The sequence below is a fragment of the Streptomyces glaucosporus genome (genome assembly GCF_039533345.1).
GTDB lineage: Bacteria > Actinomycetota > Actinomycetes > Streptomycetales > Streptomycetaceae > Streptomyces > Streptomyces glaucosporus.
This window is the reverse complement of sequence record NZ_BAAATJ010000018.1, coordinates 72828-88646: the sequence shown is the minus strand read 5'-3', so window position 1 is coordinate 88646 and position 15819 is coordinate 72828. Positions and strand designations below refer to the sequence as shown.

The window sequence follows — 15819 nt, the reverse complement described above, 5'->3', positions numbered from 1 at the left end:
AACGAAACCAGAGGAGACCCCGTGACCCCGGCGATCCCGACGAACGCAGCCCTCGACACCGCGAGTGTCACCGCGCTGCTGGAGCGCGGCCGTACGCTCGCCACGCCGGTGCTGCGCGCCGCCGTGGCGCGGCTCGCCCCGCCCATGGACACCGTCGCCGCCTACCACTTCGGCTGGATCGACGCAGAGGGCAGGCCCGCCCGCGGCGACGGAGGCAAGGCCGTGCGCCCGGCGCTGGCCCTGCTCTCGGCCGAGGCCGCGGGCGCCGAGCCCGCCACCGGCGTCCCCGGCGCGGTGGCCGTCGAACTGGTCCACAACTTCTCCCTGCTCCACGACGACCTCATGGACGGCGACGAGCAGCGGCGCCACCGCGACACGGTGTGGAAGGTGCACGGCCCGGCCCAGGCCATCCTCGTCGGCGACGCCCTGTTCGCGCTGGCGGGCGAGGTGCTGCTGGAGCTGGGCACCGCCGAGGCCGCGCGGGCCACCCGCCGCCTGACGCTGGCGACCCGCAGGCTCATCGACGGGCAGGCCCAGGACATCTCCTACGAGCACCGGGAGAAGGTCACCGTCGAGGAGTGCCTGGAGATGGAGGGCAACAAGACCGGCGCGCTGCTGGCCTGCTCCGCCTCCATCGGGGCGGTCCTGGGCGGCGCCGACGACGCGACCGCCGACGCGCTGGAGGCGTACGGCCACCACCTGGGCCTGGCCTTCCAGGCCGTCGACGACCTGCTGGGCATCTGGGGCGACCCGGAGGCCACCGGCAAGAAGACCTGGAGCGACCTGCGGCAGCGCAAGAAGTCCCTGCCGGTCGTCGCGGCCCTGGCCGGGGGCGGTCCGGCCGCGCGGCGGCTCGGCGAGCTGCTGGCCGAGGACGCCACCAAGAGCCAGCGGGAGTTCGAGGACTTCAGCGAGGAGGAGTTCGCGGCGCGGGCGGAGCTGATCGAGGAGGCCGGCGGCCGCGAGTGGACCTTCCGGGAGGCCCGCCGCCAGCACGCCACCGCGCTGCGGGCGCTGGAGGGCGTCGACATGCCCGGTCGCGTCCGGGAGCAGTTCGCGGCCCTGGCGGACTTCGTCGTCGTCCGCGAGGGCTGACCCCCGGAAGCCGGTGCCGGACGCCCGGTGCCGGACGTCGCCGGGCCGCGGGTCCGGCGGCGTCCGGCATCTCGGGTCACGACTCCAGGAGGCGGTCCCGCAGGCGCTCGCGGATCTCCGGGGTGAGGCCGAGGCCCCGGGCGAAGTAGCCCTCCGTCCCGCCCCAGTGGTCGTCGATGGCGTCGAACGCCGCGTGCAGATAGGCGGGCCGCACGTCGAAGAGGGGAGCGATCAGCTCCATCACCTCCGGCGACAGCCCTTCGGGGGCCGAGGAGGAGCGGTGGATCCGGTAGCGGCGGTGGGGGGCGTTGGACTCCAGGTAGTCCGCCTCGATCGCCTCCCGCTCCACGTCCAGGGCCAGCAGCGTCACGGCGACCGACAGCCCGGCCCGGTCCTTGCCCGCGGCGCAGTGCATCAGCGCGGGCACGCTGTCCTCGGCCAGGGCCCGCAGCACCCGGCCGTGCTCGGCCGCGCGGTCCGTGATGATCTCCCGGTAGGTGTCGATCATCCGCGCCTCCGCCTGCCCGTCGCCGAGCGCGGCCCGCAACTCCGCGATGCCGCCCTCGCGGACCATCGTCCAGAACTCGGCGCCGTGCGCCGGGTCCGTCAGCGGGATGTTCACGTTCCGCACACCCGGCAGTTCCACGTCCGGGCCCTCCAGGGCCTGGTCGGCGGAGTTGCGGAAGTCGAAGACCGTGTGCAGCCCGAGCCGGGACAGGAACGCGGCGTCCTCCTCGGTCGCGTGGGCCAGGTGCCCGCTGCGGTAGAGCACCCCCCGCCGCACCCGCCGCCCGTCGGCGGTGGGCAGCCCGGCCACCTCCCGGAAGTTGCGCACCCCGGTCAGCACGGGTTCCACGGTCTCGGACGTCACGGCCACTCCTCGTTCTCGGGGTTCCCGGGCGGTGTATCCGGTCGCTCCCCACGGTCTCGGGGCGTCCCGGCGGGGAGGGCCCCCGGCCGGCGCCGCCCGCGGCGGACGGATCGCTGCCGACCATACGGCATGAGTGGCGGATACATCCGGTGCCTCCGGTGAACGGTCCGTGGAACAGTGGCGGCATGGACGGTGTCACGGGAGGCTTCCGGGACGGGAGCGCGGACGACGGACTGTTCTCCCTGCCGGCGACAAAGCCGGCGCCGGGCGCGGTGCACCTGCCCGGCCATCTGGACCGGGCCGCGCAGCGGGAGCTGCTGGACGCCTGCCGCGCATGGGCCCGGCCGCCCGCCGGACTGCGCACGGTGCGGATGCCCGGAGGCGGCAAGATGACGGCCCGTCAGGTCTGCCTCGGACGGCACTGGTACCCCTACGGCTACGCCCGCACCGCGGTGGACGGCGACGGGGCACCGGTCAAACCGTTCCCCGAGTGGCCGGGGGAGTGGGCGCGGCGGGCCGTGGAGAGGGCGTACGGCGAGCCGTGCACGGCCGGTTACGACATCGCGCTCGTCAACTTCTGCGGGGAGGGGGCGCGGATGGGCATGCACCGCGACGCCGACGAGCGGTCGGACGCCCCCGTGGTCTCGTTCAGCCTCGGGGACACCTGCGTCTTCCGGTTCGGCAACACCGCAGGGCGCGGCCGGCCGTGGACGGACGTCGGGCTGCGCAGCGGGGACGCCTTCGTGTTCGGCGGTCCCTCGCGCCTCGCCCACCACGGCGTTCCGCGGGTGCGGGCCGGCACGGCACCGCCGGTGCTCGGGCTGCGGGGCCGGGTCGGCGTCACGGTCAGGGAGCGGTAACTTGCCGCTGGCACACGAGGGTTATGATCTGTGCCACCCGTCCACGAGACGTGCTGCTTTCACTCGTTGGTGGGGCCGGCGAAGAGTGGCGAATATGTCAACTGCGCCTGCACTTCCTCTGGGTGACGACTAGCGTTGCGGCGGTGCCGAGAGTGCCGTGTCCGCCGGCCCGCCGAGACGACCTCAACTTTTCCGAGGACTGCGATGCCTGAACCCCCGAGCTATGCGGTGCGAGAGGGAAGGGGAAGCTCCGCTCCCATGCCCACAGCGCCCCCTCCGCCCGGCTTCTCCGGTCCCGTCGGCTTCGGTGGAGCACCGGGCTCCCCGCCCGCGCCGGGGAGCGAAAGGGAGCGGAGCGGGAACGGAGGCACCGCGCTCGACGGAGGACGGCGCGGCCGGCGCGGACGGCGGCCGGCGCGGGAAGCCGCCCTCGACGCCGCCCTGCGCCGCCGGATGGTCCGCCTGGCCGTCCTGCCCGCCGCGCTGATCACGGTCACCGCCGCCGCTGTCGTCGCCTATGTGCTGCGCTCCGCGGGCGGCGCCGAGGGAAGCGCGACGGGACCCGACAGCGCCACCGTCTGGGGCGTGCTCGGCGGCGCGCTGCTGATCTGCTGTGCCGTGGTGATCGGCGCCGCGCTCTTCGCGTCCTCCGAGGCGCGCGCCGTCCTCGAACGCTACGCCGCGCTGCGGCAGTCGGCCGCCCACCACCAGGCCGAGATCCAGGCGATGCTGCGCCGCCTCGAACAGGGCGAGTGGCTGCGCCCGCCCGTCCACGGCCCGCTGCCCGAGCCGGACGGCGACCCCCTGGGACTCCTCGTCCACGACGTCGTCCAGGCCCAGCGCGCCGCCGAACTGGCCGTGGTCCAGGCGGTCGCGCTGGTGCGCAGCAGCGCCAGCGGCAGCGAGGAGAAGGTCGAGGTCTTCGTCAACCTCGCCCGCAGGCTCCAGTCCCTGGTGCACCGCGAGATCGAGCTGCTGGACGAACTGGAGAACGAGGTCGAGGACCCGGACCTGCTCAAGGGCCTCTTCCACGTCGACCACCTGGCCACCCGCATCCGGCGGCACGCCGAGAACCTCGCCGTCCTCGGCGGCGCGGTCTCCCGCCGCCAGTGGAGCCGCCCGGTCACCATGACCGAGGTGCTGCGCTCCTCCATCGCCGAGGTCGAGCAGTACCCCAGGGTCAAGCTGGTGCCGCCCATCGAGGGCACCCTGCGCGGCCACGCCGTCGCGGACGTCATCCACCTGCTCGCCGAGCTGGTCGAGAACGCCACGGTGTTCTCCGCCCCCCACACCCAGGTCCTGCTGCGCGCCCAGCGCGTCACGGCCGGACTCGCCGTCGAGGTCGAGGACCGCGGCCTGGGCATGACGCCCGCCGAGCAGAACCGGATGAACGGGCTGCTCGCCGACCCCGAGCGGGTCGACGTCGCCGAGCTCCTCCAGGACGGGCGGATCGGTCTCTTCGTGGTCTCCGCGCTCGCCCGGCGCCACAACATCACCGTCCAGCTCCAGACCAACATCTACGGCGGCACCCAGGCGGTGCTCGTCCTGCCCGACGCCCTCCTGGGCGACGGCACGGAGGACGCGCCGCGTCCGGCGGCGGCCGGAACGGGCGGAGCGCACCGGCCGCTGCCGGACGCGGCGGCGCGGAGCGACGCGCCTCCCGCCGTGCCGCAGGGCCCCGGGCCCGGCGCGCCCGAGCACCGGCCCGCGCCCGCCTCCGCGCCCCGGAGCGCACCGGCCGCCGCTCCGGCCGTGCCGGCGGCAGCGCCCTCAGCAGCGTCCCCGGCCGCGTCCCCGGCCGCCGCTCCGTTCCCGCAGCCGGACTCCCCCGCCGGAGCCGGGGGACCGGACGGCGGCGAGCGGCCGCAGCTCCCCCGCCGCCGCCGGCAGGAGCACCTCGTCCCCGAACTGCGGCAGCCCCCGCGGGTCGCCGGATCGCCGGACGAACCCGAAGTGGAGCACAACCCCGGACTGATGGCAGCCTTCCGCCGGGGCGCCAGCCTCGCCGAGGAAGCCGACGAGAACAGCCCCCGCTAGCCCCCGACTGCCCGGCCTCTCACCCCCAAGAGGAGAAGAACGCGATCATGGTGAGCGATGCCCCCATCGGCCAGACGACGGACCTGTCCTGGCTGCTGACCGGTCTCGTCCAGCGCGTGCCGCACACCCGCAGTGCCCTGCTGCTGTCCTCCGACGGTCTGGTGAAGGCCGCCCACGGCCTGGACACCGACACCGCCGACCATCTGGCGGCGCTGGCCTCGGGACTGTACTCGCTGGCCCGCAGCGCAGGAGTCCGCTTCGGCAGCGGCGGCGAGGTACGGCAGGTGGTCGTCGAACTCGACACCGCCCTGCTGTTCGTCTCGACCGCCGGCTCCGGCGCCTGCCTGGCCGTCCTCGCCGACACCGAGGCGGACGCCGCCGTGCTCGGCTACGAGATGGCGATGCTCGTCAAGAGCGTCCGCCCCTACCTGGCCACTCCCGCGCGCCAACCGGCGGGGCAGTAGGCGATGCCGGAGCCCGAGGAGGCGCTGTGGATGGACGATGCGGCCGGACGCCTGGTCCGGCCGTACACCGTCAGCAACGGACGGACCCGCCCGACGGCGGAGTTCGACCTGCTGACGATGGTGATGGCCACCGGCGTCAAGCCGCAGACCTATCTGGGGCCGGACCACGCCCATGTGCTGAGCCTGTGCGACGGACCGATGACCGTCGCCGAGATCGCCGCCCACGTGCGGCTGCCCGCGGTGGTCACCAAGGTGCTGCTCTCCGACCTGGTGGACTGCGGTGCGGTGACCACCCGGGCCCCCCTGCGGATGGGGGCGGACCCGACCGACCGAGAACTGCTGGAGGCGGTGCTGCATGGACTCCGTAAACGACTCTGATCCGTTTCCGACCGCCCTGAAGATCCTGGTCGCGGGCGGGTTCGGCGTCGGCAAGACGACCTTTGTGGGCGCCGTCAGCGAGATCGAGCCGCTGAGCACGGAGGAACTGCTCACCCAGGTCAGCGCCGCCACGGACAGCCTGGAGGGGGTGGAGGACAAGAGGACCACCACCGTCGCGATGGACTTCGGGCGGATCACCCTCAGCGCCGAGCACGTGCTGTACCTCTTCGGCACCCCGGGCCAGGAGCGCTTCTGGTTCATGTGGGACGAGCTCTCCAACGGCGCGCTCGGCGCCGTGGTGCTCGCCGACACCCGGCGCCTGGACCAGTGCTTCGCCGCCGTGGACTACTTCGAGCGGCGCGGTCTGGGCTTCGTCGTCGCTGTCAACGAGTTCGACGGCGCCCACCGCTACCACCCAGACGAGGTGCGGGCGGCCATCGACCTCAAGCCCGAGGTGCCGGTGGTGACGTGCGACGCGCGGCACGCCAGCTCCGGCACACAGGTTCTCGTCACCCTTGTCCAGCATCTGATCGAAACGAGGAGCGGTCATGTCCCCGACGTCGTATGACCCCACCAGCCACCTGCTGCTCACCCCCGAGGACCGCGAGGCGCCGGCGCGGGTGACGAGGCTGCGCGAGCTGGGCATCGGGGACGCCCCGATACCCGAGTTCGACGAGTTCGCGCGGAGGCTGGCGCAGATCACGGGCGCTCCCTACGCGATGGTCAACTTCATCGACGAGGAGCGCCAGTACTTCGCGGGCCTGTACGCCCCGGGGAGCGACCGGACCGTGGAGCTGGGCCCCGCGCAGCCGGCCCCCCAGGTGGGCCGGGTGATGGCGCGCGACCACGGCTACTGCCCGCACGTCATCGTGCGGCGCAAGGCCCTGGTGCTGGAGGACGTCTGCGACTACCCGCGCTTCGCGGGGAACCCGGTCGTGGACGAGATCGGCATCCGCTCGTACCTGGGCGCGCCGCTGATCGACCGCACCGGCACGGCGCTCGGGACGGTGTGCGTGGTGGACCAGGAGCCCCGTCCGTGGGGCCGCCAGGGTCTGGAGACCATCAAGGGGATGGCCGCCGAGCTGGTGGAGGAGATCCACCGGATGGAGCAGCGGCAGGGCGCCTGACCGTCCGTTCCGTGAGCGTTCCGGCGCTCACGGAACGGTTGCTCCGGCCCCGGCGGGGACGCCGGGGCGCGGACCGGCTCGCACGGCGGACCGGCTCAGACGGCGGGCTCGGGCTGGAACTCGTCCATCCGCACCAGGTCGGAGAGCCGCTCGGACCACTCGCCCTTCGCCGTGCCCATGGCCACCTCGCCCAGCCGCAGCCGCTGGATGTCGGAGGTGCCGGCGGGGGCGAAGATGTGGTGGGCGTCGCGCAGGTAGCGCTCGATGGGGCGGTCGGTGAACAGCCCGGCGGCGGCGTGGATCTCCATGGCGTCGCGCGCCGAGTCCAGCGCGTACTCCACGTTCACCAGCTTGGCGTTCATCAGCTCCGCGTCGCACGGGACGCCGCGGTCCAGCAGGTGCACCGCGTGGTACGCGGCCAGCCGCGCGGTCATCAGCCGCGACTGCATCTGCCCCAGCTTCAGCTTGACCGACCCGAGCTCGCCCAGGGGAGCGCCGTACCGCTCCCGCTCGGCGCAGAACCGTGCCGTCTCGTCCATGATGGCCTGGTGGATGCCGAGGGACACGGCGGTGAGGTTGGGGCGTCCGTACAGGACGCTGGAGGAGTAGGCGACGGCCAGGCCGTCCCCCTCCTCGCCGAGCCGGTTGGCCGCGGGGACACGGCAGTTGTCGAAGATCAGCTCCCCGAAGCTGAAGCCGTGCAGCCCCATCGCGGGCTTCTGGGGGGCGAGGGAGAAGCCGGGGCGGTCGGACTCCACCAGGAAGGCGGTCAGCCCCTTGGAGCCGGGGCCGGTGCGCACCACGACCCCGTGCACGTCGCCGACGTGGCTGTTGCCGACGAAGACCTTGCGGCCGTTGAGGACGTAGTCGTCGCCGTCGCGGACGGCGGTGCTGGCCATGCCGAGGACGTGGCCGCCGGACTCCGGCTCGGTGACGGCGATCGTCGGCAGGCAGTCGCCCGAGGCGATGGCGGGCAGCCAGGTCTTCTTCTGCTCCTCGTCACCGAAGTGGATGATCTTGGCGACGCCGAGCTGGGACGCCTGGACCATGGCGCCCATGGCGCCGCTCACACGCGCGAGCTCCTCGATGACGATGGTCTTGGCGAGGTGCCCGGCGCCCATCCCGCCGTACGCGGCCGGTATCGTCACCCCGATCCACCCCTGGCGGGCTATCAGCCGGGACAGCTCGTGGGAGACGGTGCGGGAGGCCTCCATGCCGGGTATTCGGGGGCCGACCTCGCGTTCGGCGAACTCCCTCACCTGACGGCGCAGTTCCCTGTGCCGCTGGTCGGCGAAATAACGATCCATGGCGAACTCTCTCCTGCTGTTGCGCCCCGCCTGGCGGCCGGGTGGGGCCGGAGCGGCGGCAGTTCCGTCGGGTGCGGCCGACGTCGCCACCGTCGTCTCCAACATGTCGGTCATAACAAGATCACTTCGAGGGCGCGGCGGCAAGTGCCGCCGCTCGGGGGCGGGGCCCCTCCCACGAGTGAGCGGTGCGGACACGGGCATGATCAAGGTCGGGCGAATGTCCCGGGAGCACTACCCAGGGGCATAGCCCGGGTACACGCCCGCCCGCTGTTGCCGACATCACACCCTCGGGTTTCCCGGAAATCCTGCGCCGGGTCAACCGGCATGATAGAGGCGGGAGTTGCGGAAGCCGTCCGGCCCGCCCCGCGCCGTCCGAGGGGGCCGCGGCGGGAAGGACCGCTTCCGCGCATCCACGAGGAAGGGACGACAGCCGTGACCCTGCGCGCCGACACCACCGAGGCGTCCGACGGAGTGCCCGTGACCACCTACACCTGGCTCCCGCCGGACGCGCCGCCCCGCGCCCTGGTGCAGATCGCCCACGGCGCGGCCGAACACGCCCGGCGCTACGACGGGTTCGCCCGCTTCCTGGCCGGCCACGGCTACGCGGTCGTCGCCTCCGACCACCGCGGCCACGGGGCCACCGCCGAACACACCGGCGGCTACGGCGTGGTGGGGGAGAGCGGCTGGCGGGCCGTGGTCGAGGACCTGAAGGCGGTCGGCGACCGGCTGCGCGCGGAGGTGCCCGGCGTGCCTCACGTCCTCCTCGGGCACAGCATGGGGTCCCAGCTCGCCCGGGACTTCGCCCAGGAGTACGGCGGGGAGCTGGCCGGGCTGGTGCTCTCGGGCACCTTCCGCTCGCTGCCCGGCGCGGAGCCGCAGACCGCGGTGGAACGGCTGGAGGAGGAGATCGCCCGCGGCGGCCGGGACGCCCTCTCCGGTTTCGTGCCCGGCCTGTTCGCCTCCTTCAACGACCCCTACGAGCACCGCACCGGCTTCGAGTGGCTCTCCCGCGACGAGGCGGAGGTCGACCGCTACGTCGCCGACGAGCGGTGCGGCTTCCCGTTCAGCGCGGGCCTGTCGCTGGACTGGGTGCTCGGGGTCCGCAAGACCAACGACCCGGAGCAGCTCGGCCGCGTCCCGCGCGACCTGCCGGTGCACATCGCGGTCGGCGACCAGGACCCCTGCCACCAGGGCATGACGCTGGTCTACGAACTCCTGGAGGACTTCCGCTACCTGGGGCTGCGGGACCTCACCTGGCGGGCCTACGAGGGGGCCCGGCACGAGATCCTGAACGAGACCAACCGCGACGAGGTCCGGGCCGACCTGCTGGCCTGGCTCGACCGGCACGTGTGAGGACGCCCGGCCGCCGCGCCGCCCGGGCCCGCGCGGCTCCGGTCAGCCGGCGGCGCGGGCGGTGAAGTCGGTGAAGGCGGTGATCCGCTCCCGCAGCGAGCGCGGGTCCAGCCCGTGGGCCGCCACGTGCTCCCCGACCGTGCCGTAGCGGCGCAGCTCGGCCCGCGCGGTGCCCAGCCCGAGCACCCGGTGCGGGACGTCGGCCAGGGCGTCGGCGACCGCGGCCGTGGAGGTGCCCGCCAGGTACGGCTCGACGAGGACGACCTCGGCCACGGGCGCGCCGGCCACGGCCGCCCGCAGGGCCGGGGCGTCGAAGGGGCGGACGGTGGCGGCGTACAGCACCGTCGCGTCCAGCCCCTCGACGGCGGCGAGGGCGTTCTCCAGCAGCGGGCCGACCGCCACCACCGCGGGCGCCCCGGGCCGTCCGCGCCGGACGGTGAGGAAGCCCCCGCCGGTGACCGGCCGGGGGCGGGCGTTGGTCTGCGCCGAAAGCCGGACGTACACCCTGTCGTCCCCGGCCGCGTACGCGTGCCGCAGCAGGGTCTCGGCCTCGTCGGGGTGGCCGGGCACGTGGACGGTCCAGCCGTCCAGGGTGTCCAGCAGCGCCACGTCGCCCGGGGCCATGTGAGTGAAGCCCCCGGCGGGCCAGTCGTAGGAGCCCCCGGCGCTCACCAGCACCCCGCCCACCCCCTGGTGCCCGAAGTCCAGCTTCACCTGCTCGAAGGGGCGCTCGATCAGGAAGGGGGCGAAGGTGTGGAGCACCGGGCGCAGCCCGGCCAGGGCCAGCCCGCCGCCGACCCCGACCAGGAGCTGCTCCCGGATGCCGACGTTGACCACCCGGTCCGGGTGGCGCTCGGCGGCCCGGCGGAAGCCGTCCGTGCCGATGTCGGCGAGGACGACCGCCAGACGCGGATCCTCGTCCAGCAGGCGGGAGGTGACGGAGGCGAAGCGTTCGCGCATGGTGTCCACGGCGGAGGGGTCCTTTCGGCGGGCTGGGGGAGGAGGTGGGAAGCGGCGGCGGGCCGGAGGCGGTCAGGCGTGCTTGGGCTCGACACGGGCGACCACCGCGTGCGGGCGCCCGGGGTGCGGCCGGGTGTACGCGTCGTACAGCGCCTCGTGGTCGCGGCCGTCCACGGCCGCCACCGACCAGCCCGCGGCGGCGAAGGGGGCGGCGACGCCGCCGGGCAGGGCGTGGGAGGCCGAGGAGTTGTCGATCACCAGGGTGTGCAGCCGGTCCAGGCCGGTCGCCCCGGCGAACGCGATCGCCTCGTGGTTGCTGCCCTCGTCCAGTTCGGCGTCCCCCACCAGCACCCACACCCGCGGACCGGACAGCCCCCGGGCGCGCAGTCCGAGCGCGGTCCCCACGGCCAGCGGGAGCCCGTGTCCGAGCGAGCCGCTGCCGATCTCGGCGCCGGGGACCAGCGTCCGGTCCGGGTGGTGGCCCAGCGGGGAGCCGTAGGAGCCGAAACCGGGCAGCAGGCCGGCGGGGAGGAAGCCCTTGGCGGCGAGGACGGCGTAGTACGCCATGGGCCCGTGCCCCTTGGAGAGCAGGAAGCGGTCCCGGCCCGGGTCGCCTGCGCGGTCGGGGGAGACCCGCAGCACCCGGTCGTAGAGGACCCACAGGGCGTCCAGGGTGGAGGTGGCGGCCGGGCCGTGCTTCTCGTCGCCGGTCATCAGGGACATCAGCGCGGGCAGGTCGGCGTACCCGTACGCGCGGTCCGGGGCGGCGGGGGGCGGGGCGGCGGCCGGTGTCGTCGGTGTCATGGACAGAAGGCTGCAATCTCAAGTCCCCTTGAGGTCAAGGCGGTATGCTCGGCGCCATGACGGACCGAGACGGACGACTGGCCATCGGCGAACTGGCGGCCCGCTCCGGTGTCGCCCCCTCCGCCCTGCGCTACTACGAGGAGCTGGGGCTGATCCATTCGGAGCGGACGGCGGGCAACCAGCGCCGTTACCCCCGCACGGCCCTGCGCCGGGTCGCCTTCGTACGGGCCGCCCAGCAGGTCGGCCTGTCCCTGGAGGAGGTCCGCGCCGCGCTGGACCGGCTGCCCGTGGACCGGGCGCCCAGCGCCACGGAGTGGAACGCCGTGGCACGCACCTGGCAGCGGAGGATCGAGGACCGGATCGCCGAACTGGAGCGGCTCAAGGAGCGGCTGACCGGCTGCATCGGCTGCGGCTGCCTCAGCCTGCGCAAGTGCGGCCTGTACAACCCGCACGACGCCGCCGGCAAGCACGGCCCGGGCGCCCGCTACCTGATGGAGGAGGACGACCCGGAACCGGCCGGGACGCGCTGAGGCCGCCGCCGCGGCCGGGGTTTCCCCCGGCCGTACACGGGCACTCGCCGGGCCCGAGATCCGGGAGGTGCAACACGATGGCCGACATCTCCGCAGCGGAGCTGGAGACGCTGTGGGACGAGTTCCACAGCGTGGTGAACATGAACTCGAACGAGCTGGGCGCCTGGCTCAGGACGAGCGACGCCGGCGAGCGGGGCGAGGAACTGCCCGAGCGGGCCGGGTCGGAGACCGGCCAGCGGGTGCTCGCGATCCTGCGGAAACGGCGCACCGACCTCACCGACGACGACGTCGCGGTGATGCGCGAGGTGGTGGACACCGTCAACGCCGAGCGCGAGCGGGTGCAGGTCGCGGACGCGGTACGGGACCCGGAATGGCGGCGCCGGATGATGTCGCTGGGGCACGACCCCGTCAAGACGACCTGACGCCCGCGGCCCCCCGCCCCGGCGGCGGTCACTGCCCGGCCGCCACCGGCAGCGCGCCGCCCAGGCTCTCCGGGGGCCCGGGCCGGGCGTAGTACCAGCCCTGGGCGGAGTCGCAGCCCAGGTCGCGGAGCTGCTCCGCCTGGGCCGCGGTCTCCACCCCCTCGACCGTCACGGTCAGGTCCAGGGCGTGGGCCAGCGAGACGATGCCCTCGACGACCTTGAGGTCGACCGGGTCCGCGGGGTGCTGCTGGAGGCCCCGGGTGAAGGACCGGTCGAGCTTCAGCGTGGTCGCGGGCAGCCTGCGCAGGCTCGCCAGGTTGGAGTAGCCCGTGCCGAAGTCGTCCAGGGCGATCCGCACGCCCAGGTCGGCGAGCCGGCGCAGGGGCTTCAGCTCGTCGTCGTCGGCGCGGATGAGGGCGCTCTCGGTGACCTCCAGGCACAGCGAGGACGGGTCGAGCCCGGCGTTCTCCAGGATCGCCACGGTCTCCGGCACCAGCTCCGGGTGGCGGAGCTGCCGCGGCGAGAGGTTGACGTTCACCCGCAGCGGCCGGGCGCCGCCGATGCCGCGCACCTGCCACTCGCACGCCTGCCGCACGGCCCGGTCCAGCACCCAGCGGCCGAGCGGCACGATCAGCCCGGTGTGCTCGGCGAGCGGGATGAAGCGGTCCGGCCCCAGCACCCCGTGGCGCGGATGAGCCCAGCGCACCAGGGCCTCGGCGCCCTCCACGCTGCCGTCGCCCATCCGCACCAGCGGCTGGTACTCGATGAAGAACTCCTCGTTCTCCAGGGCGGCGGGCAGGTGGGTGGTCAGCATGTGGCGGCTGATGGTCCGGGCGTCGGAGTCGGGGTCGGCCAGCTCGTAGCGGTTGCCGCCGAGGGCCTTGGCCCGGTACATGGTGATGTCGGCGCTGCGGAGCACCTCCGCGGGCGTCAGCTCGCCCACCGGGCCCTCGACGATGCCGATGCTGGCGCGCACGGTCAGCTCCCGGCCGCCCAGCGGGATCGGGGCGGACAGCGCGTCCAGCGCCCGCCGGGCCAGGTCGGTCACCTCCGAGGGGGACACCGGGTCGCTGACCAGCGCCACGAACTCGTCGCCGCCGATCCGCGCCACCATCTGGCGCTGGGAGGTCACACAGCTCTGCAGCCGCTCGGCCACGTTGACCAGCAGCTGGTCGCCCACGGAGTGGCCGAGGCTGTCGTTGACGGTCTTGAAGCCGTCCAGGTCCAGGTAGCACAGCCCGATCCGGGCGGTGCCGGAGTCGGGGGAGAGGGCGTGCTCCAGGCGCTCGAAGAACATCGTGCGGTTGGGCAGGTCCGTCAGCGCGTCGTGGGTGGCCTCGTAGCGCAGCCGCAGGTTCAGCAGCCGCCGCTCGGTGACGTCCTCCATCAGCGCCAGCATGTAGCGCGGCTCGCCGTCGGGGTCGCGCAGCAGCGAGACGGTCAGGTTGGTCCACAGCACGGTGCCGTCGCTGCGGGTGTACGGCTTCTCCACCCGGTAGTGGTCGCGCTCGCCGCGCACCAGCTCCTCGTGGACCCGCCAGACGCCCGGGGCGTCGTCGGGGTGGACCCAGTCGGAGACGCGGCGGCTGCGCACGTGGTGCTCCGACCCGCCGAACATCCGGGCCAGGGCGCTGTTGAGGTCGAGGATCCGGCCCTCCATGTCCGCGATCCCGATGCCGATCGCGGCGCCCTCGAACACCGCCCGGAAGCGGGTCTCGCTCTCGTGGAGGGCCTTCTCCACGCTCTCCCGGGCCGCGAGCGCGGCCCGGGAGAGCGCCTCCTGCTCGGAGCGGGTGCGCTCCTGGAGGGCCTGGGCGAACCCGGCCGAGATGGCGTGCTGGAGCCGGGCACAGCGGGCCCGGCCCTCCTCGGTGGGCAGTACGGCCGGATCGCTGCAGTACAGCAGCAGGTAGGCGTCGACCACGCCCAGCACCTGCGGCAGCGCGTCGGGGGCCGTGCAGTGCGCCGCGACCAGCGCCGCCCCCACCCGGCGCCCCGGCGACGGGTCGAAGGGACGGGCGTGCAGCGCGTCGCCGAGCAGGCGTGCCAGGGGGAGCAGGTACTCCTCGAACTCGGCGCGGGTCATCGACGTGGCCGTGGCGGGGTAGACCGCCCGGCTCCAGATCCTGGTGAAGCGGCGGTGTCCGTCGTTGGGTTCGTCGGGACCGTCCGGCGCGGGAGGGCGGCCGGACTCGGACGGTCTCCGGGCCGACAGGCTCACGCCTTGCGTCCCACTCCGCCGAAACCGGTGAAGACCACCGGGTCCTCCTGGTCCACCGGGCCGTCCGGGCGCCAGTTCGGCATGGCCACCAGACCGGGCTCGACCATCTCGAAGCCGTCGAAGAACCGTTCCACCTCGGAGCGGGAGCGCAGGATCAGCGGCGAGCCGATGTCGCGGTAGACGCCCTCCACCTCGTCGCCCTGCTCCGGTCCGCGCGGGCCGCCCTCGACCGAGGCGTGGGTGAGGACCAGCAGGCTCCCGGGGGCCAGCGCGTCGCGCAGCTCGGCGACCTTCCCCCACGGGTCGTCGCGGTCCTCCAGGAAGTGCAGCAGCGCCACCAGCAGCAGGGCCACCGGACGGTCCAGGTCGAGCAGGCGGCGGACCTCGTCGCTGCCGAGGACGTCCGCCGGCTCGCGGACGTCCGCGGCCACGACCCCGGTGCGGGCCTCGTCGCCCTCCAGGACGGCCCGGCTGTGGGCCACGGCCACGGGGTCGTTGTCCACGTAGACGACCCGGGCCCCGGGCGCGGCGGCCCGGGCGACCTCGTGGACGTTGCCGAAGGTGGGGATGCCCGAGCCGATGTCGAGGAACTGCGTGACGCCCTCGTCCACGGCGAAGCGGACGGCGCGGCGCATGAACGCGCGGTTGGCCTGCATGATCTTGGGGAGTCCGGGGAACGCCTCGATGGCCCGCCGGGCCGCCTCCCGGTCCGCCTCGAAGTTGTGCGACCCGCCCAGGTAGTAGTCGTAGATGCGGGAGACGCTCGGTACGGACAGGTCTATGCCGTGTGGAGCCCAGGCGGGACGCTCCATGGAAGTCTCCAACCGGTAGCCGAATATGACACTGGGACTCCAGAGGCTACTGATCCCGGAGGGACGGGTACACGGATTCTCGCCAGTCGCGCTCCGGGCGCGAGCCGCTACGTATAGCTTGCCCCGGTTCCCCCGGTCGGCCAATCACGGCGGGGACGGTGTTTTCCGCCGGATGCGGCGGTTACCCGGGGAGAATGAGCACCACCGACCACAGCGAACTCCCACTGCCCGACTACGACCACCTGTCCGCGGGCGAGCTGGAGCACCGCATCCGCTCCCTGTCGCACGAGGAGCTGGAACGGCTGCTCGGCTACGAACGCGACCACGCGAACCGCGCCCATGTGACCGCGCTGCTGACGGCCCGTCTCCACCAGCTGGAGGAGGGCAGCCCCCAGTCGCCCGGCAGCAGGGTGCCGCCCTCCGGGCCCAAGGGCGAGCCCAAGGGCTCCCCCGTCAGCCCGGCGACCTCGCCGGAGCCGTACAACCCGCCGCCGCACGGGACCCCCGACCAGCCGGCCAAGCCGGTGGGCAACCGCTTCCGCTGACGGTTCCCCCGCGGCGCGCAGCCCCCGGAGGCC

17 protein-coding genes are annotated in these 15819 nt (G+C 73.9%); 11 read left to right on the top strand and 6 right to left on the bottom strand.

Annotation, left to right across the window (positions count from 1 at the left end; all coding sequences use genetic code 11):
- The first annotated feature begins 21 nt into the window (after window positions 1-21).
- Window positions 22-1095: a polyprenyl synthetase family protein gene (locus ABD358_RS19020; RefSeq protein ID WP_344632272.1), complete on the top strand. Its 1074-nt coding sequence runs from the start codon at window positions 22-24 to the stop codon at window positions 1093-1095.
- Window positions 1096-1171: 76 nt separating this feature from the next.
- Here the strand turns inward: ABD358_RS19020 and ABD358_RS19015 are convergent, their stop codons facing one another.
- Window positions 1172-1966, bottom strand: coding sequence for a tyrosine-protein phosphatase (locus tag ABD358_RS19015; RefSeq protein ID WP_344632271.1), 795 nt, complete (start codon window positions 1964-1966; stop codon window positions 1172-1174).
- A 185-nt stretch (window positions 1967-2151) separates the two neighbouring features.
- On the opposite strand from ABD358_RS19015, the gene ABD358_RS19010 reads away from it, so the two are divergent.
- From ABD358_RS19010 to ABD358_RS18985, 6 genes are all read left to right on the top strand, one after another.
- Window positions 2152-2826, top strand: coding sequence for an alpha-ketoglutarate-dependent dioxygenase AlkB family protein (locus ABD358_RS19010; RefSeq protein ID WP_344632270.1), 675 nt, complete (start codon window positions 2152-2154; stop codon window positions 2824-2826).
- Between the two features lie 258 nt (window positions 2827-3084).
- The gene (locus ABD358_RS19005) at window positions 3085-4863 is read left to right on the top strand and encodes a sensor histidine kinase (RefSeq protein ID WP_344632269.1); all 1779 of its coding nucleotides are present in this window, start codon (window positions 3085-3087) and stop codon (window positions 4861-4863) included.
- Between the two features lie 47 nt (window positions 4864-4910).
- Complete coding sequence (locus tag ABD358_RS19000; RefSeq protein ID WP_344632268.1) at window positions 4911-5327, top strand: roadblock/LC7 domain-containing protein; 417 nt, start codon at window positions 4911-4913, stop codon at window positions 5325-5327.
- A 3-nt stretch (window positions 5328-5330) separates the two neighbouring features.
- Window positions 5331-5705 (top strand): DUF742 domain-containing protein, encoded by a 375-nt coding sequence (locus tag ABD358_RS18995; protein ID WP_344632267.1) that lies wholly within the window; start codon window positions 5331-5333, stop codon window positions 5703-5705.
- Window positions 5683-6273: a GTP-binding protein gene (locus ABD358_RS18990; RefSeq protein ID WP_344632266.1), complete on the top strand. Its 591-nt coding sequence runs from the start codon at window positions 5683-5685 to the stop codon at window positions 6271-6273. Before ABD358_RS18995 ends, ABD358_RS18990 begins: the two co-directional genes overlap by 23 nt.
- Window positions 6254-6832 carry a GAF domain-containing protein gene (locus ABD358_RS18985; protein ID WP_344632265.1) on the top strand — a complete coding sequence of 193 codons (579 nt, stop codon included), beginning with the start codon at window positions 6254-6256 and terminating at the stop codon, window positions 6830-6832. Before ABD358_RS18990 ends, ABD358_RS18985 begins: the two co-directional genes overlap by 20 nt.
- Before the next feature lie 95 nt (window positions 6833-6927).
- On the opposite strand, the gene ABD358_RS18980 is transcribed toward ABD358_RS18985, so the two are convergent.
- Window positions 6928-8139, bottom strand: a complete 1212-nt coding sequence (locus tag ABD358_RS18980; RefSeq protein ID WP_344632264.1) for an acyl-CoA dehydrogenase family protein — start codon at window positions 8137-8139, stop codon at window positions 6928-6930.
- Between the two features lie 432 nt (window positions 8140-8571).
- On the opposite strand from ABD358_RS18980, the gene ABD358_RS18975 reads away from it, so the two are divergent.
- Window positions 8572-9492 carry an alpha/beta fold hydrolase gene (locus ABD358_RS18975; protein ID WP_425576369.1) on the top strand — a complete coding sequence of 307 codons (921 nt, stop codon included), beginning with the start codon at window positions 8572-8574 and terminating at the stop codon, window positions 9490-9492.
- A gap of 42 nt (window positions 9493-9534) precedes the next feature.
- Here ABD358_RS18975 and ABD358_RS18970 read toward each other — a convergent pair whose 3' ends face one another.
- Both ABD358_RS18970 and ABD358_RS18965 read right to left on the bottom strand, forming a co-directional pair.
- Window positions 9535-10461 carry a transketolase family protein gene (locus ABD358_RS18970; protein ID WP_344632263.1) on the bottom strand — a complete coding sequence of 309 codons (927 nt, stop codon included), beginning with the start codon at window positions 10459-10461 and terminating at the stop codon, window positions 9535-9537.
- Between the two features lie 63 nt (window positions 10462-10524).
- On the bottom strand, window positions 10525-11256 hold the full coding sequence (locus tag ABD358_RS18965) for a transketolase (RefSeq protein WP_344632262.1): 732 nt from the start codon (window positions 11254-11256) through the stop codon (window positions 10525-10527).
- Window positions 11257-11312: 56 nt separating this feature from the next.
- Between ABD358_RS18965 and soxR the strand changes: the two genes are divergently transcribed.
- Window positions 11313-11786 carry a redox-sensitive transcriptional activator SoxR gene (soxR, locus tag ABD358_RS18960; protein WP_344632261.1) on the top strand — a complete coding sequence of 158 codons (474 nt, stop codon included), beginning with the start codon at window positions 11313-11315 and terminating at the stop codon, window positions 11784-11786.
- A 77-nt stretch (window positions 11787-11863) separates the two neighbouring features.
- Complete coding sequence (locus ABD358_RS18955; RefSeq protein ID WP_344632260.1) at window positions 11864-12208, top strand: DUF3140 domain-containing protein; 345 nt, start codon at window positions 11864-11866, stop codon at window positions 12206-12208.
- Window positions 12209-12236: 28 nt separating this feature from the next.
- Here ABD358_RS18955 and ABD358_RS18950 read toward each other — a convergent pair whose 3' ends face one another.
- Together ABD358_RS18950 and ABD358_RS18945 are read right to left on the bottom strand one after the other, a co-directional pair.
- Window positions 12237-14429: a putative bifunctional diguanylate cyclase/phosphodiesterase gene (locus ABD358_RS18950; protein ID WP_344632259.1), complete on the bottom strand. Its 2193-nt coding sequence runs from the start codon at window positions 14427-14429 to the stop codon at window positions 12237-12239.
- Window positions 14426-15241 carry an SAM-dependent methyltransferase gene (locus tag ABD358_RS18945; protein ID WP_344632258.1) on the bottom strand — a complete coding sequence of 272 codons (816 nt, stop codon included), beginning with the start codon at window positions 15239-15241 and terminating at the stop codon, window positions 14426-14428. The genes ABD358_RS18950 and ABD358_RS18945 overlap by 4 nt, the downstream gene beginning before the upstream one ends.
- 194 nt (window positions 15242-15435) lie before the next feature.
- Here ABD358_RS18945 and ABD358_RS18940 point away from each other — a divergent pair, with 194 nt between their 5' ends.
- Window positions 15436-15786: a DUF8129 domain-containing protein gene (locus tag ABD358_RS18940; protein WP_344632257.1), complete on the top strand. Its 351-nt coding sequence runs from the start codon at window positions 15436-15438 to the stop codon at window positions 15784-15786.
- The last annotated feature ends 33 nt before the right edge of the window (window positions 15787-15819 follow it).

Coding starts and splice junctions, on each gene's coding strand:
- ABD358_RS18945 (WP_344632258.1), bottom strand. CDS start 15,241: ATGGAGCGTCCCGCCTGGGCTCCACACGGCATAGACCTGTCCGTACCG.
- ABD358_RS18990 (WP_344632266.1), top strand. CDS start 5,683: ATGGACTCCGTAAACGACTCTGATCCGTTTCCGACCGCCCTGAAGATC.
- ABD358_RS18940 (WP_344632257.1), top strand. CDS start 15,436: ATGAGCACCACCGACCACAGCGAACTCCCACTGCCCGACTACGACCAC.
- ABD358_RS19005 (WP_344632269.1), top strand. CDS start 3,085: ATGCCCACAGCGCCCCCTCCGCCCGGCTTCTCCGGTCCCGTCGGCTTC.
- ABD358_RS18985 (WP_344632265.1), top strand. CDS start 6,254: ATGTCCCCGACGTCGTATGACCCCACCAGCCACCTGCTGCTCACCCCC.
- ABD358_RS19010 (WP_344632270.1), top strand. CDS start 2,152: ATGGACGGTGTCACGGGAGGCTTCCGGGACGGGAGCGCGGACGACGGA.
- ABD358_RS19000 (WP_344632268.1), top strand. CDS start 4,911: ATGGTGAGCGATGCCCCCATCGGCCAGACGACGGACCTGTCCTGGCTG.
- ABD358_RS18955 (WP_344632260.1), top strand. CDS start 11,864: ATGGCCGACATCTCCGCAGCGGAGCTGGAGACGCTGTGGGACGAGTTC.
- ABD358_RS18995 (WP_344632267.1), top strand. CDS start 5,331: ATGCCGGAGCCCGAGGAGGCGCTGTGGATGGACGATGCGGCCGGACGC.
- soxR (WP_344632261.1), top strand. CDS start 11,313: ATGACGGACCGAGACGGACGACTGGCCATCGGCGAACTGGCGGCCCGC.
- ABD358_RS18980 (WP_344632264.1), bottom strand. CDS start 8,139: ATGGATCGTTATTTCGCCGACCAGCGGCACAGGGAACTGCGCCGTCAG.
- ABD358_RS18965 (WP_344632262.1), bottom strand. CDS start 11,256: ATGACACCGACGACACCGGCCGCCGCCCCGCCCCCCGCCGCCCCGGAC.